Source organism: Pseudomonas sp. SMSB3, assembly GCF_052041965.1.
In the GTDB taxonomy this organism is placed as follows: Bacteria; Pseudomonadota; Gammaproteobacteria; order Pseudomonadales; family Pseudomonadaceae; genus Aquipseudomonas.
The window spans coordinates 38,821-53,676 of the sequence record NZ_JBKGGV010000009.1; the positions used below are offsets into that span (position 1 = coordinate 38,821).

The 14,856-nt window shown below is 65.1% G+C and carries 11 protein-coding genes; 5 read left to right on the plus strand and 6 right to left on the minus strand.

Annotated elements, in window-relative coordinates; all coding sequences use genetic code 11:
* The first annotated feature begins 80 nt into the window (after nt 1–80).
* Complete coding sequence (gene pyk, locus ACLEJW_RS15650) at nt 81–1,535, plus strand: pyruvate kinase (protein WP_145188138.1); 1,455 nt, start codon at nt 81–83, stop codon at nt 1,533–1,535.
* A 53-nt stretch (nt 1,536–1,588) separates the two neighbouring features.
* Here pyk and ACLEJW_RS15655 read toward each other — a convergent pair whose 3' ends face one another.
* On the minus strand, nt 1,589–2,509 hold the full coding sequence (locus tag ACLEJW_RS15655; RefSeq protein ID WP_440777862.1) for an iron-sulfur-binding ferredoxin reductase: 921 nt from the start codon (nt 2,507–2,509) through the stop codon (nt 1,589–1,591).
* Between the two features lie 119 nt (nt 2,510–2,628).
* Between ACLEJW_RS15655 and ACLEJW_RS15660 the strand changes: the two genes are divergently transcribed.
* The 3 genes from ACLEJW_RS15660 to ACLEJW_RS15670 all read left to right on the plus strand — a co-directional run bounded on the left by ACLEJW_RS15660 (nt 2,629) and on the right by ACLEJW_RS15670 (nt 10,348).
* Nucleotides 2,629–3,561, plus strand: a complete 933-nt coding sequence (locus tag ACLEJW_RS15660) for a hypothetical protein (RefSeq protein WP_313295012.1) — start codon at nt 2,629–2,631, stop codon at nt 3,559–3,561.
* A gap of 60 nt (nt 3,562–3,621) precedes the next feature.
* Nucleotides 3,622–8,628: an RHS repeat-associated core domain-containing protein gene (locus ACLEJW_RS15665; protein WP_440777863.1), complete on the plus strand. Its 5,007-nt coding sequence runs from the start codon at nt 3,622–3,624 to the stop codon at nt 8,626–8,628.
* Nucleotides 8,629–8,824: 196 nt separating this feature from the next.
* On the plus strand, nt 8,825–10,348 hold the full coding sequence (locus tag ACLEJW_RS15670; RefSeq protein ID WP_145188150.1) for a fumarate hydratase: 1,524 nt from the start codon (nt 8,825–8,827) through the stop codon (nt 10,346–10,348).
* Nucleotides 10,349–10,413: 65 nt separating this feature from the next.
* Here ACLEJW_RS15670 and ACLEJW_RS15675 read toward each other — a convergent pair whose 3' ends face one another.
* Both ACLEJW_RS15675 and ACLEJW_RS15680 read right to left on the minus strand, forming a co-directional pair.
* The gene (locus ACLEJW_RS15675) at nt 10,414–11,286 is read right to left on the minus strand and encodes a carbon-nitrogen hydrolase family protein (protein WP_145188153.1); all 873 of its coding nucleotides are present in this window, start codon (nt 11,284–11,286) and stop codon (nt 10,414–10,416) included.
* On the minus strand, nt 11,283–11,873 hold the full coding sequence (locus tag ACLEJW_RS15680; protein WP_145188156.1) for a GNAT family N-acetyltransferase: 591 nt from the start codon (nt 11,871–11,873) through the stop codon (nt 11,283–11,285). The genes ACLEJW_RS15675 and ACLEJW_RS15680 overlap by 4 nt, the downstream gene beginning before the upstream one ends.
* 115 nt (nt 11,874–11,988) lie before the next feature.
* Between ACLEJW_RS15680 and ACLEJW_RS15685 the strand changes: the two genes are divergently transcribed.
* On the plus strand, nt 11,989–12,387 hold the full coding sequence (locus ACLEJW_RS15685; RefSeq protein WP_145188159.1) for a nuclear transport factor 2 family protein: 399 nt from the start codon (nt 11,989–11,991) through the stop codon (nt 12,385–12,387).
* Nucleotides 12,388–12,416: 29 nt separating this feature from the next.
* Here ACLEJW_RS15685 and ACLEJW_RS15690 read toward each other — a convergent pair whose 3' ends face one another.
* From ACLEJW_RS15690 to ACLEJW_RS15700, 3 genes are read right to left on the minus strand one after another with little or no spacing between them, the layout of a single operon-like run.
* Nucleotides 12,417–12,995: a DJ-1/PfpI family protein gene (locus ACLEJW_RS15690; RefSeq protein ID WP_313295017.1), complete on the minus strand. Its 579-nt coding sequence runs from the start codon at nt 12,993–12,995 to the stop codon at nt 12,417–12,419.
* Between the two features lie 50 nt (nt 12,996–13,045).
* The gene (locus ACLEJW_RS15695) at nt 13,046–14,203 is read right to left on the minus strand and encodes a phospholipase D-like domain-containing protein (RefSeq protein WP_440777864.1); all 1,158 of its coding nucleotides are present in this window, start codon (nt 14,201–14,203) and stop codon (nt 13,046–13,048) included.
* Nucleotide 14,204: 1 nt separating this feature from the next.
* On the minus strand, nt 14,205–14,786 hold the full coding sequence (locus ACLEJW_RS15700; protein ID WP_440777865.1) for a YceI family protein: 582 nt from the start codon (nt 14,784–14,786) through the stop codon (nt 14,205–14,207).
* Between the last annotated feature and the right edge of the window lie 70 nt (nt 14,787–14,856).

Here is a 14,856-nt window from a genome sequence, read left to right on the forward strand (position 1 = left end):
CCGCGGTAGTGCAACGGAACAATGACTACAGGCCAATTGAGGAGTAGCCTTTCGCTGCGCTTCACTATAGGAGTCTGTGCATGAGCATCCGCCGTACCAAAATCGTCGCCACCCTTGGCCCCGCCAGCAACTCGCCGGAAGTGATCGAACAGCTGATCCTCGCTGGCCTGGACGTGGCACGCCTGAACTTCTCCCACGGCACGCCGGACGAGCACAAAGCCCGTGCCCGCCTGATCCGTGACATCGCCGCCAAGAACGGCCGCCATGTCGCGCTGCTGGGCGACCTGCAGGGTCCGAAGATCCGCATCGCCAAGTTCGCCAACAAGCGCATCGAATTGAAAATCGGCGACAAGTTCACCTTCTCCACCGCGCATCCGCTGACCGAAGGCAACCAGGATATCGTCGGTATCGACTATCCAGACCTGGTCAAGGACTGCGGCGTGGGTGACGAACTGCTGCTCGACGACGGGCGTGTCGTCATGCGCGTCGAAACCGCCACCGCCGATGCCCTGCATTGCGTGGTGATCATCGGCGGTCCGCTGTCGGACCACAAAGGCATCAACCGCAAAGGCGGTGGCCTGACTGCGCCGGCGCTGACCGAAAAAGACAAGGCCGACATCAAGCTGGCCGCAGAGATGGACCTGGACTACCTGGCCGTGTCCTTCCCGCGGGACGCCAGCGACATGGAATACGCGCGCAAACTGCGTGACGAATCGGGCGGCAACGCCTGGCTGGTGGCCAAGATCGAACGTGCCGAGGCCGTTGCCGACGACGAAACCCTGGACAAGCTGATCGCCGCCTCCGACGCTGTGATGGTTGCCCGTGGTGACCTGGGTGTAGAAATCGGCGACGCCGAGCTGATCGCCATCCAGAAGAAAATCATCCAGCATGCGCGCCGCAACAACAAGGCGGTGATCGTCGCGACGCAGATGATGGAGTCGATGATCCAGAACCCGATGCCGACCCGCGCCGAGGTGTCCGACGTGGCCAACGCCGTGCTGGACAACACCGATGCGGTGATGCTCTCGGCCGAGAGTGCTGCCGGTTCCTACCCGATCGAAGCGGTCCAGGCCATGGCCCGCATCTGCCTGGGCGCCGAGAAGCACCCGACCAGCCAGAAGTCCAGCCACCGCCTGCACACCACGTTCGAGCGCTGCGACGAGAGCATTGCCCTGGCGGCGATCTACACCGCCAACCACTTCCCCGGCGTCAAGGCGATCATCGCGCTGACCGAGAGTGGCTATACCCCGCTGATCATGTCGCGCCTGCGCTCGCACGTGCCGATCTTCGCGCTGTCGCCACACCGCGCGACCCAGGCACGCGCCAACATGTTCCGCGGCGTTTACCCCATCGCCTTCGACCCGGCATCCAAGCCTGCCGACAAAGTCAGTCAGGCGGCGGTAGACGAGCTGCTGCAGCGCGGTCTGGTGCAACAAGGTGACTGGGTGATCCTGACCAAAGGTGACAGCTACCACACCATCGGCGGCACCAACGGCATGAAGATCCTGCACGTCGGCGATCCGCTGGTCGGCTGATCTGCTGTCGCGGTGACAGCCCGCGTCTACAGCGTAGGCGCGGGCTTGCCGGTTCAAGCGTGTTCGACGAACACGTCCGCAAACACCTGCCCTCGCGGCAGGCCCGCCATGAACAAGCGCCGGGCGAAGCGCTCGACGGTTGCCGGTGCCCCGCACAGCAACGCCACCGTTTGCCGCGATGACGGGCGCAACCGTGCCAACGCCTGTTCCAGCTGCGCGGCTGGCACCAGTTCGACCTCCACCCCTTCCAGCTCCCGCAACGCCTGGGCCAGGTAATGCCCAGCGTCGTCCGCCGCGACATGCACCAGCCGGATTGCACCTTCATGCCCCTGCCGCAATGCTTCGCGCACGATGCCCCACAACGGTGCCAGGCCCGTGCCCGCTGCCAGCAACCACAGCGGCCGCGCCTGCCACTGCGGGTCGTAGTGCAGCGCGCCGCCGCGGAGCTCGCCCAAGCGTAGTTCGTCGCCAATTCGCAGCCTGCGAACCAGGGTACAAAAGGCGCCGGGCCGCCGGCAGTCGATATGAAACTCCAACCACTCATCCTCGCCCGGCAGGCTGGCCAGGGAATAAGGGCGGGCCACGCTGCCTGACCACAGCACCACATGTTGCCCAGCTTGATAGCGCAGCAGTCGCCCAGGCGCCAGCCGCATACGCAGCACCTCACCCAGCCACTCCAGCACGACGACCCGCGCCGGTATCCCATCCTGCTGCGGGTCGAACACTGCAACCTGCAGGTCTTCGACCACTCGGCACTGGCACGCCAGGCGCCAGCCCAGGGCGTGCTTGTCCAGCGCCAAAGCCTCAGGCAGCGCGTCGACAGGCTGCCCGCTCAGGCACTGCACCAGGCACGCATGGCAACTGCCGGCACGGCAACTGTAGGGCACGTGGTGCCCAGCCTCGTTCAGGGCATCGAGCAAATTGCGGCCGGTCGGCACCGTCCAGCGCCGCTCGCCCACGGTGATATCAGGCATCAACCCTCCTCTGCATGGCGGGGTATCGGATTCGATGGGGCGCAGGGCCTCAATTATTCACCGACAGCCCCAGCCTGCGCATCCTTTAAATAGCGGGCTTTCTTGCAAGAGGCATGCGCATGAGCAGCTCACAACCGTATCTGTGGCTTCGACGCTTGCGGGTCGATGTCACCTCGCCCTCCAACCGCGTTTTCGCCAATGGCCAGCAACAGGTCGAAGTGACCGTGACGGTCGAGCCGCGCGAAGGCCACAGCCTTAGCCAACAACAGCTGGATTCGATCAGCCTGGTGCAGTTTGACGACAACGGGCAGTTGCAGCCGCTGGACTTTGCCCTGTTCGCCGACGACCAGCGCGATACGCGCTTCGATTACCAGCCGGCCAGCCATCACCCGCCCAGTACCTTGCCAGGCATTACCGATGCCACGCGCAGGCGGCGCTTCTATATAAGCTCGACACGTCCAGGTGGCAGCATCGACACCGTTTACGCCAGCATCTGGCTGCCGGACGGCAGCCGCGCGGTCAGCAACGAAGGCTTTTTCAGGTCATCGGTGAGCGTCGAATCGCTCTCGCCGCTGCGCCTGGGCAAGGAGCATTTCCAATTGCAACGCGACGATGTGGCAGCCGAGCCACTGGAGGGTGGGCACTTCGACCTCGACTTGTACACCCTGGGCTTCAAGGATCCGAATCAGCGGATCATCGAAAGCCGCTGCTACGGCACCGCCAGCGGCGTCGAGTACTACGAAGGTTACGTCGACAGCCGCCCGGCCCTGCAATTCGGCGGCCCCTACAGAGCGGACAGTTTCTTCCACTACGCCTTTGCCGTGGGCCCAGCGTTCGTCTGGCAGGCCTACGGGGAAAAGGTTGGCATCAATCAGACGGCGGGCACGATGAATGTCGTGCGCGTGCAAAACGTCGATTACGACAAACCCGGCTACCCCCAGATACGCCGCCCTAGCCGCTGGGGTCTGGTGGACCAACAGGGTAACGAACACCTCATCGAGCTGTTGCCCGCCGCCAATGGCAACCTCATCGATTTTCGCATCGGCCACTGACCTGCATGGCCAGCGCGATGCGTCGCTGGCCAACGCCTACCGACTACCGCGAGCGACCCTATGCCCACTGCCCCGCTGCACACCCAAGCGGTCAATTTTCCCGAGCGGTTCAACACCGCAGTCGATCCGCGCACTGGCCAGTTCACCCTGTCACTGACCCTGCCCCTGGCCCCCGGCAACCAACTGCGCGGGCCGACGCTGTCGCCGTGCCTGTCGTTCAGCACCCTGGACTCGCTGGTCGATCACGGCTTTGGCCATGGCTGGAACCTGAACCTGTCGCACGTCGATTTGGACCCCGAACATGCCGTGCTGCGTCTGACCAGCGGTGAGCAGTTCGCCCTCGACCCGACGGCCAGCGACCTCGACGGCCAAATGCCGTGGCAGCTGCGCGATCACAAGCTCGACAACCTGCGCCTGCAGCGCCAGGCCGACGGTCGCCTGCGCCTGGACTACAAGAGCGGAGAATGCGAGCTGCTGCGCCAGCACGCCGGCACTGCCCGCTACCTGTTGGACGAGGTGCATTCGCCCCTGGGCGACAGGCTGTTCCTGGACTGGATCGCCCTGGCCGACGGCCCGCCACAACTTGCCGCAGTACGTGACGAACAGCGCACCCTGCTCGCCCTGCAACGCCGCGCCGGTGAACTCGAGCTGATGCTCAACCCAGGCACCTCGCAGGCCAGCGACGTCACCCTGCGCCTGAGCAACGAGCGCCTGACCGAGCTGCAGTTACCCGGCGCCGCCAGGCCGGTGCGCATCGAATACGATGAAGTCCCGCTCGCCGATGGACGCTGCCTGCTGCTGCCCAGCCACTGCACCAGCCCACTGGGGGCACGCGACACCGTCCACTGGGCCGAAGGCGTGCACGGGCATCAACTGCCGCCAGGCGCGCCCCTGGCTACCCTGCCGCGTGTCAGCGGCTGGACCCATTCGTGCGGCGTGCCCGGGGCCGACCGCCACCACCAATACGATTGGCTGGGCCAGCGCAATTTCCTCGGCTACGCCAGCGGCCAGGTCGTCGAATGGCAGCCGGGCCGCGACAACCTTTACCAGGCCCCGGGCGATTATCGCTACCAGGTCACTGAAACCATCAGTGACGATCGCGGCGAGCCGTTGGCCTGCATCACCCGCGTGTGGAACCGCTTTCACCTGCTGGTCGAGCAACGTTGCCGCCAAGGCAGCTGCGAAGTGCGCGAGCGAACCGTCTACGGCGACGATCCGAGTGCCAGTTGGGAGAAGCAGCCGTCAGACTGCCAGTTACCCAAAGAGCACGTGACCCAGTTCATCGAGCATGCCGCAACCGTGCGTGAACGCAGCGAACGCACCTGCTATGGCTATGATGCAGCGGGCAACCTGCTGCAGGTCGATTACCCCAGCGGCCTGCAGGTGCGTCACACCTATCATCCAGCACACGGCAACGCCGACTGCCCGGCCGATCCGTTGGGCTGGGTGCGCCATCGGGCGTCATCGACCGTGATTCCAGCACCGTCTGCGCATCCGGCCCCTGTGCTGCGCGAACAATACCGTTATCAACGCCTGGAATCGTCGCTCGCAGGCGCGCCAGCCCATGTCCTGCTGACCTGCCAGGAGACCTTCGACGACAGCGTCGGCAGCCTGCTCAAGCGCATCGATACCACCTACGAGCAAACCCCCGGAGCGTTCTACGGCCGGCAACAGCGCCAGGTTTTCAGTATCGGCGCAAAAGCTACTACCCACCTTCACACCTACCGCAACGAAGACGCGACGCTGGTCAGCGAAACGGCAGTGATCGGCTTCGAGAACGACGCCGTCAACCGCACCGTCTCCCGTGTCGCCCACTGCCAGATCACCGGTCTGCTGGCCTGGGAGCGCAGCGTCAACGGCGCCTGCACGCAGTTTTTTCACGACCCGGCAGGCCGCCTGATCCGCACCGTGATGGCCGCCGGCAGCAGCCAGCAGCATGAACACCAGGTGCGCTACCACCTGGGCGACCCTGCCGCACGTGCTGCTGCCCGCGCCGGCAGCTGGCTGGTCAACCTGGTGGAACAGGTCGATGTCAGTGGCCGCCGGCAACGCCAATGGCTCGATGGCGACGGGCGCACGCTGCAGGTGGAGCTCGAAGACATCGACCACGGCCCTGGGGTGTTTCGTGAAGTCGCCGTGAATCGGTTCGATGCGCTGGGCCGGCCAATCAGCCAGACCCAGCTCGACTGGTTCGCGCACGCAGACGCCGCGGCGTCGTTGCGCCTGCACAGCACCCTGGCGTACGACGGCTGGGGCAACGTCTGCCGGCAGACCAGCCCTGAAGGGATCGACAGCCATATCCGTCACGACCCGATTGCACGACGCCGCGAGCAGTGGCGGTCGGTGGGCGACCTGACCGGGCCGCTGCAGGTCGAGCGGGTCGACGCCGCAGCGAGCGTGATCGAGCGGCACTGGCTCGACAGCAACAGGCGCCTGGTGCGCACCGTGCAGCTCGAACGCGATGGCCTGGGGCGCATCATTACCCAGCGCCTGCTATGCGCGGGCACTGAGCACAGCGCGTTGCAGCTGCGCCACGATGCCTTTTCGCGCCTGGTCGAGCAGCACTTGAGCGACGGCACTCGCCTGCACTGGCGTTATGCAACGCACAGCGATGGCCACCATCCTGAAAGCCTGCGCCTGCGCGCAGCCGGCGCGGCGGCTGCCGTCAGCCTGGGCAGCCAAGTGTTCGACGGCCTGGGCCGTCAGCGCGCGGTCACGGTGGCCGGCCAGACCACCCAATACCTCTATCGGCCAGGCCTGCTGCCACCGGCTGCGAACATCCTGGCCAACGGCAAGCGCGTGGACTACCGCTATGACCCGGACCTGGACAACGCCCTGATCGGCGTAGCCGCCGACGACGAGCCGCTGCAGCAACTGACCTATCATCCGACCTTCGGCGTGCCTGTCCAGGTCAGCACCGGCCATGGGCAGCAACGCTGGCAGTTCAGCCAGAGCGGCCTGCTCCAGGGCGAAACCTGGGCGGTAGAGGACCAGACCCACAGCAGCCACTGGACGCATTCCCTCAGAGGCCTGCCGCTGAGCCTGCGCGACGCCGCCGGGGTGCAGCACATACGCAGTTACGATGCCTGTGGGCGCCTGAGCAGCGTCCAGGTCGGCGACGTGCACACCGCGCTGACCTATGACGCCTTTGGCCGACTGGCTACCCAGACCACGCTGGAGCGTGCCAGCGCACGCCAGTTGGTCTGTGAGCATGAATACGATGCGATGGGGCGCCCGCAGCAGCTGCGCTTCGTGTTCACGCAGGTTGACGAGCGCAGCGAAGCCACCCAGACCCTGCGCTACAACGACCTCGACCAACTGGTCTGGCGGCGCTGGCAAAGCCAGGAAAGTACCGGCGAAGAGCGCTTTGACTACGATCTGCGCGGGCGTCTGGTCCACTACAGCGCCGATGCCGAGGTCGCGCCCCTCGATGCCAAGGGCAACGCTATCGTCGAGCAGCGCTCCGTGTTCAATCCGCTCAATGGCTTCGAACGGGTCACCAGCCGCTTTGTCGATGCCAGCGAAGACATCGCCACCTTCGACTACGCACCCGACAATCCGGCCCAGCTCGTGCGCATCTGCCATACCCACGCCAGCTGGCCGACAAGCATCGACCTGCGCTACGACGCCTGCGGCCGGTTGATCGCCGATAGCCTCGGTCGCCGCCTGGATTGGGATGCCCACGGCCGTCTGGAGCGTGTCGAGAAAGACGGCGCAGCTTGCCTGTACCGCTACCATGCCAACGGCCAAGTGTATGCGCGGACCTTTGCCGGCGGCGTGATACGCAGTTTCTACGCGGGTGGCCAGCTGACCCATGAACGGCACGGCGAGCAGGTAATGAGCGTTGCCAGCGATGGCCGGGCGCTGCACGCGCTGACTGCGCTGGACAGACCTGACAGCCACGCGGCCCTGCTCGGCCAGGACCACCAAGGCAGCCTACGCTTGCACGCTGCCCAAGCGCTGCAGCAGCTGCGCTATTGCCCCCACGGCAGCAACGCCGATGAGCCGCGCCCGGCCTGGGGCTTCAGCGGCAACCGCCGTGAGCCGCCATTCGATTGGTACCTGCCCGGTGGATATCGGCCGTACGATCCGCTGCTGATGATGTTTCTGAGTCCAGACAGCGAAAGCCCCTTCGGCGCAGGCGGCATCAACCCTTACGCTTACTGCGCCGGTGACCCGATCAACCGCGTCGATCCCGATGGTCATAACTGGGTAGCCTGGACCGTGGCCGGCCTGGGCCTGGCCATGGGCGCCCTGGCGACATTGGCCAGCGCCGGCACAGCTGCCCCGGCGCTGTGGGGCGTGCTAAGCGCAGGCCTGGGGACACTCACCAGCAGTGGCATGCTCGCGATCGGCAGCGCCTCGCTGGCAGCCCTGTCGCTGGGCACAGGCATCGCCAGCATGGCCCTGCAAGGCCCGCGCTGCGATACCCGGGCAGCCGAGGTGCTGGGTTGGGTAGCGCTGGGTAGCGGGCTGGCCGGCTCGGCCTTGAGCCTGGCGCCGCTGCTGGGCCAACTGCTGCCAAGAGTCTCGGCCAGGGCACTGCGGGTCGCGCCGAGCAGCCACCAACCGTCACCGGTCAAGTTCGTGCGCGGCTATGCCGATGTGCTGTACGGCGAAGGCCTCGAGAATGACGTGGCATTTCATCGCAATGTCTGGGGCCAGGGCTACACCGCCTTCGAAACCCACGGTTCAGCCTCAGGCAAGCTGATGAACGCCCAGGGCCAGATGGAAAATGCCAGGCGCATCGCCCTGCGTGAGATCGCCCCTCGGCAACTCCAGCTCGGCACTCCGGCCAACCAACCCATGGTCCTGCTGGCCTGCTTCGGCGGGCGCAGTGGCGCCGCGCAGCAGCTGGCCGATGTGCTGCAGCGCCCAGTGTATGGGTATGACAACGTCATCTACGTGGTGCGCGCCAGCTTCATGCGTAACCTGGACAGCGCCGGCGGCTTCAATATTCCGCTGCAGCGCGTGCCCTGGTGGCGCCGCGCCAACGCTGGTCCAGACCCGAACCCGAGCATGCCGGGCTTCGAAATCGCCTCAGGTCGCACCTACTACCCGCAATAACCCGGCCATCGCCCCTGCGCGTTTTCGACCATGGTCCAGACCACGCGCAGGTGTTTCGCGCACGGAGGCGCGCTATACTGCCGCGCCCTTTTGCGCCGGCCAGCCTGCCGGCGCGCCTTGCAAGGCGTTTCGACACGCTGGTCGGCACCGTCGAGCGTCTTTTTGAATGTTCCCGTCTTTAAGAGGAGCGCGCTGCATGACCGTGATCAAGCAAGACGACCTGATTCAGAGCGTCGCCGATGCCCTGCAATTCATCTCGTACTACCACCCCGTCGATTTCATCCAGGCCATGCACGAGGCCTACCTGCGTGAAGAATCGCCGGCTGCCCGCGACTCGATTGCCCAGATTCTGATCAACTCGCGCATGTGCGCCACTGGCCATCGTCCGATCTGCCAGGATACCGGCATCGTCACCGTGTTCATCCGCGTGGGCATGGACGTGCGCTGGGACGGCGCGACCATGAGCGTCGACGACATGATCAACGAAGGTGTGCGTCGCGCCTACAACCTGCCTGAAAACGTCCTGCGCGCCTCGATCCTCGCCGACCCGGCCGGTGCTCGCAAGAACACCAAAGACAATACCCCAGCGGTCATCCACTACTCCATCGTGCCGGGCGACAAGGTCGAAGTCGACGTCGCGGCCAAAGGCGGCGGTTCGGAGAACAAGTCGAAGATGGCCATGCTCAACCCATCCGACTCGATCGTCGACTGGGTACTCAAGACCGTGCCGACCATGGGCGCCGGCTGGTGCCCGCCAGGTATGCTCGGCATCGGCATTGGCGGCACCGCCGAAAAGGCTGCGGTGATGGCCAAAGAGGTGTTGATGGAGTCCATCGACATCCATGAGCTCAAGGCCCGTGGCCCGCAGAACCGGCTCGAGGAAATTCGCCTGGAGCTGTTCGACAAGGTCAACCAGCTGGGCATCGGTGCCCAGGGCCTGGGTGGCCTGACCACCGTGCTCGACGTCAAGATCATGGACTACCCGACCCACGCCGCCTCCTTGCCGGTGTGCATGATCCCCAACTGCGCCGCCACCCGTCACGCCCACTTCGTGCTCGACGGCAACGGCCCGGCCGAGCTCGAAGCACCGTCGCTGGACGCCTACCCGGAGATCGTCTGGGAAGCCGGCCCAAGCGCGCGCCGCGTCAATCTCGACGATATCACCCCGGAAGAGGTCGCGAGCTGGAAGCCGGGCGAAACCATCCTGCTCAACGGCAAGATGCTCACCGGCCGCGATGCTGCGCACAAGCGCATGGTGGAGATGCTCAACCGTGGCGAAGCGCTGCCGGTCGACCTCAAAGGCCGCTTCATTTACTACGTCGGCCCGGTCGATCCGGTCGGTGACGAAGTGGTAGGCCCAGCTGGCCCGACCACGGCCACGCGCATGGACAAGTTCACCCGCCAGATCCTCGAACAGACCGGCCTGCTGGGCATGATCGGTAAATCCGAGCGTGGCCCGACCGCGATCGAAGCGATCAAGGACAACAAGGCGGTGTACCTGATGGCCGTCGGCGGCGCCGCCTACCTGGTGGCCCAGGCCATTCGCAAGTCCAAGGTCCTGGCGTTCGCCGAACTGGGCATGGAAGCGATCTACGAGTTCGAGGTCAAGGACATGCCGGTCACCGTTGCCGTGGACAGCAACGGCGAGTCGGTGCACATCACCGGTCCCGCCCTGTGGCAGAACAAGATTGCCCAGAGCCTGGCCGTTGAAGTGAAGTGACCCTGAAGTAGCGCCGCGGGCTGTTCACGAGCAACTCGATTGCCCGTGAACAGCCCGCGGCGTTTTCATTTCAGTCTGTCGAACTGTTCTGGCCAGTCCCTGCGGGTGAACACCTGCCCTTCGCGTCTCACACGCACCAGCGCTTCAAGATCCAGCTCACACCTCAGCCATTGGCTGCCCATCGGGCTCAACGCCTCGCTTGAAGCCACTACGCCATCACCGGGCATGCCGTGATCGGGCGGCACGAACAACCCAGCCCGGCCGATATTCTCATCCAGCGCCGGCGACCATGGCGCCACGCCCACCGTCGGGCTCTGCAACACGGCAATCTGGTTTTCCAAAGCCCTGGCCTGGGCCCCGATGCGCACCCGGTGGTAGCCCGCTTCGGTGTCGGTGCAACTGGGCGCGAGGATCAGGTCCACACCTTGCTCGGCAAGCGTGCGGGCCAGCAGTGGAAACTCGTTGTCGTAGCAGATCAGGATCCCCAGCTTGCCTAACGCCGTGTCGAATACCTGCAGCCCTTGCCCTGCGCTGATGTGCCATTGCTCGCGCTCGAAGCGCGTCATCATCAGTTTGTCCTGCCGGCCAATCACACCCTGAGGCCCGAACAGCCAGGCACGATTGCGGTAGCGGCCATCGTCGTCGAGCACCGGCAGGGTGCCCGGTTGCAGGTAGATGCCCCAGCGCCTGGCGATGCCCTCGCACAATGCCAACCAAGGCTCGACAAGCGGCTGGATACCCTTGATCGAAGCCTCGAGATCACCGCGCTGCTCGCTCGGCAACTGGCCACTGAGCACCAGCCCGGCATACTCGGGCAGCAGCAACAGCTGGGCGCCGGCTTCAGCCGCCTCGGCGCACAAGCCTTGCAGATGGTCGGCGTAAGCCTCCCAGGTTTCGTGCAGCTCAATGGCGTACTGACAGGCCGCAAGGCGGATCAAATGGGCAGTTCCTTGGTCCAGAACGACATGATCTTGTCCGAGCTTTGCTCCTCGTCCAGATCGCGCCAGGCGTAGCTGGTCCGCAAGGACGGATCGTGCAGAAAGCCGCGGTTGCGCCAGAAGCCGTGCAGGGGTTTGTAGTCGGCAGGGCGGCGTGGGTGCACGCCGGGGCGCTCCACGGCGCAAAACGCGCAGAAGTCGAACTCGGCAAGCTTGTGGGCGTAGGACTCGCGCTCGATGAAAAAGCGCACCCCCAGGCCCTGCCCCCGGTATTCGGGCAGCACCAGCGATTCACCGAAGTAATAGATGCCGGCCGGGTCGCGTCCCTGGGCCAGGAACGGCTGCTGAAATTGCCCTGCGACGTCTATCAGTGGCAGGCCGGTGGCGGCGCCGATCACCTGGCCCTGGTCCACCGCGATCACTACCAGGCTGCGTCCGGAGCGGCTGTAGTTGGCAAGGTAGTCGGCTTCGTACTCAGGGCTGCCGTCGTAGAGATAGGGGTACTCGCGAAACACTGACAAGCGCAGGCGAGCGAGGTCATCGATGTAAGGCGCGATAGCGGCGCCGTGCAACAGGCGTATTTCCATGCTTGGCGGTCGTTTTGTCGATGTGGATGACGCGCTCGGCTAAGCCGGGCTTGAGGGGAAACCCTATCATCCGAGCCAACGCACCGCCTTTTCCCTACACGACAGGTATTGTTCCATGACCGCTACCGACCTGGTAAATGCTTACTACGCCGCTTTCAATGCCGGTGACATGCCAGCCTTCCTGGCCTTGCTCAGCGAAGACGTGATCCACGACGTCAATCAGGGCGAGCGGCAGATGGGCAAGGCCAAGTTCGCCGCCTTCATGGAGAAGATGAACCGCTGCTACCGTGAGCGCCTGGCCGACATCGTGGTCATGCACAACGCCGATGGCAGCCGGGCAGCGGCCGAGTTCACCGTGCACGGCCAATACCTGGCCGATGACCAAGGGCTGCCGCCTGCCAATGGGCAGACCTATGTACTCCCAGCAGGCGCGTTCTTCTACATCCACTGCGGCAAGATCGCCCGCGTGACCAACTACTACAACCTCAACGACTGGCTCGAGCAGGTCGCCTGAGCCTGCAGCGCGCTATGGCCTCAGCCGCCTCAGCCGATGCGGGTGCCGAGCACCTTGAGCAAGGCCGCCAGCCAGGCCGGATGCGCCGGCCAGGCTGGCGCGGTCACCAGGTTGCCATCGACGTGGGCCTGGTCCACGGCGATGTCGATGAATGTGCCACCGGCCAGCCGCACTTCGGGGGCACAGGCCGGATAGGCGCTGCATTCGCGGCCTTCCAAAACCCCTGCAGCGGCCAGTAGCTGGGCACCGTGGCAGACCGCAGCGATCGGTTTACCGGCTTGGTCGAAGGCGCGCACCAGCTCCAGCACCCGTTCGTCCAGGCGCAGGTACTCCGGCGCACGCCCGCCTGGGATCAACAGCGCGTCGTAGCCTTCGGGGCGGGCACGCACGAAGTCGTAGTTCAAGGCGAACTGGTGCCCGGGCTTCTCGCTGTAGGTCTGCTCGCCTTCGAAATCGTGGATCGCCGTGCGCACCGTTTGCCCCGCCAGCTTGTCCGGGCACACCGCATGCACGGTGTGGCCAACCATGCTCAGGGCCTGGAACGGCACCATGGCTTCGTAATCTTCCACATAGTCGCCTACCAGCATGAGAATCTTCTTTGCGGTCATCGCAGCTAACCCTCGGTTGCCTGGACACAGTTACTGCACGATAGCCGCTCTCAGTCGCGCCGGTCGAGCAGGTTGACCACCAGGCGGTCAAGCCAGCCCCATATGCGCTGCTTCACCCGTCGCCACAGCGGCCGTGCCTGCCAATGATCGAGGTCGACCACTTCGCTCAAGGCGAAATCGCGCTCGAAGCTGGCCTGCACCGCAGCGGTCAGGGGTGGATCGAGTGCCTCGATGTTGGCTTCGAGATTGAAGCGCAGGTTCCAGTGGTCGAAGTTACAGGACCCGACGCTGACCCAGTCGTCGATCAGCACCATCTTCAGGTGCAGAAAACACGGCTGGTACTCGTAGATGCGCACCCCGGCGCGCAGCAGGCGCGGGTAATAACGGTGGCCGGCATAGCGCACCGAAGGGTGATCGGTGCGCGGCCCGGTCAGCAGCAGGCGCACGTCGACTCCTTTGCCAGCGGCCCGGCGCAATGACCGGCGCACGCTCCAGGTCGGCAGGAAGTATGGCGTCGCCAGCCACACCCGGCGCTTGCCGCTGTTGATCGCGCGCACCAGCGCATGCAGGATGTCCTGATGCTGCCGGGCGTCGGCATAGGCCACCCGGCCCAAACCCTGCCCTTGCGCGGGGATCTTCGGCACGCGGGGCAGGCCGAAAACCTCGGCGGGACGCCAGGCGGTGCGGCGATTGTTGGCATGCCACTGACGGTCGAACAGCAGCTGCCAGTCGCCTACCACCGGCCCCTGCATCTGTACCATAACCTCGTGCCACTCGCTGCTGGCCTCGCCGGGCTTCCAGAATTCATCGGTGACCCCAGTGCCGCCGACCACGGCCCAGCGCTCGTCGACCAGCAACAGCTTGCGGTGGTCGCGGTACAGGTTGCGCACGCCGCGCTTCCAGTGCAGGCGGTTGTACCAGCGCAGGTACACCCCAGCATCGAGCAACCGCTGGCGCAGCGCCGTGGTGAATGCCAGCGAGCCGTAATCATCGAACAGGCAACGCACGCGCACGCCACGCCGGGCCGCCTGCTCCAGCACCTGGACCACTGCCTGCGCGCAGGCGCCTGCCTCGACCAGATACAACTCCAGATCGACCTGGGATCGAGCCTCGCCAATGGCATGCAGCATGCGCGGGAAGAACTGCGGGCCGTCGATCAGCAGTTCGAATTGGTTACCGTCACGCCAGGGAAATACCGGGCCCGGCATGTCAACGGGCAGTGAAGATCAGCACCGCATTGACCGGCACCGTAGGGTTGATGGAATTGAGCTTGGCGAACGTGCGCAGCTTTTCCAGGCCAGGCAGCAATCCGAAATCGGCGGCATGCAGCACCAGCGGTTCGAGGGTCACCACCTGGAAACGCCGCTCGTCCAGGCGCGTGGCCAACAACAGGGCGTTGTAGCGATGGGACTGACCATGCAGGCTGACGGTCAAGGGCAGGCGCAATTCAATCTGCGCGCCGTTGGCCAGATCGGTGATCGGCTCCAGGTCGAGTTGCGCCTGGACACTGGCTTCGGCGAAACGCTGCACGTCGAACAGGGTGTCGCGCATCTGCTCGTCACGCAGGGGAATGCCACTGCTGACCGAATCCATCTCGATGCGCAGCGCCGCAGCGCCCTTGCGATCGACGCTGCCGTGCAGCACCAGGAAGCGATGGACCTCGGCAATCTCGCCGTTCTTGCCGGTGATGAACGACAGCCGTGAGGATTCGCCATCCAGGTGCCAGTTGGCGTGGGCAGGCAGGCACAGGGCCAGGAGCAAGGCAGGCAGCAGACGGGACAGTTTAGGCATGACAGGTCTCATCGAAGATGACCGCCAACATTACCCGCCCGCCTGCAGCTCAGCAAGCCGACTGCTGGGC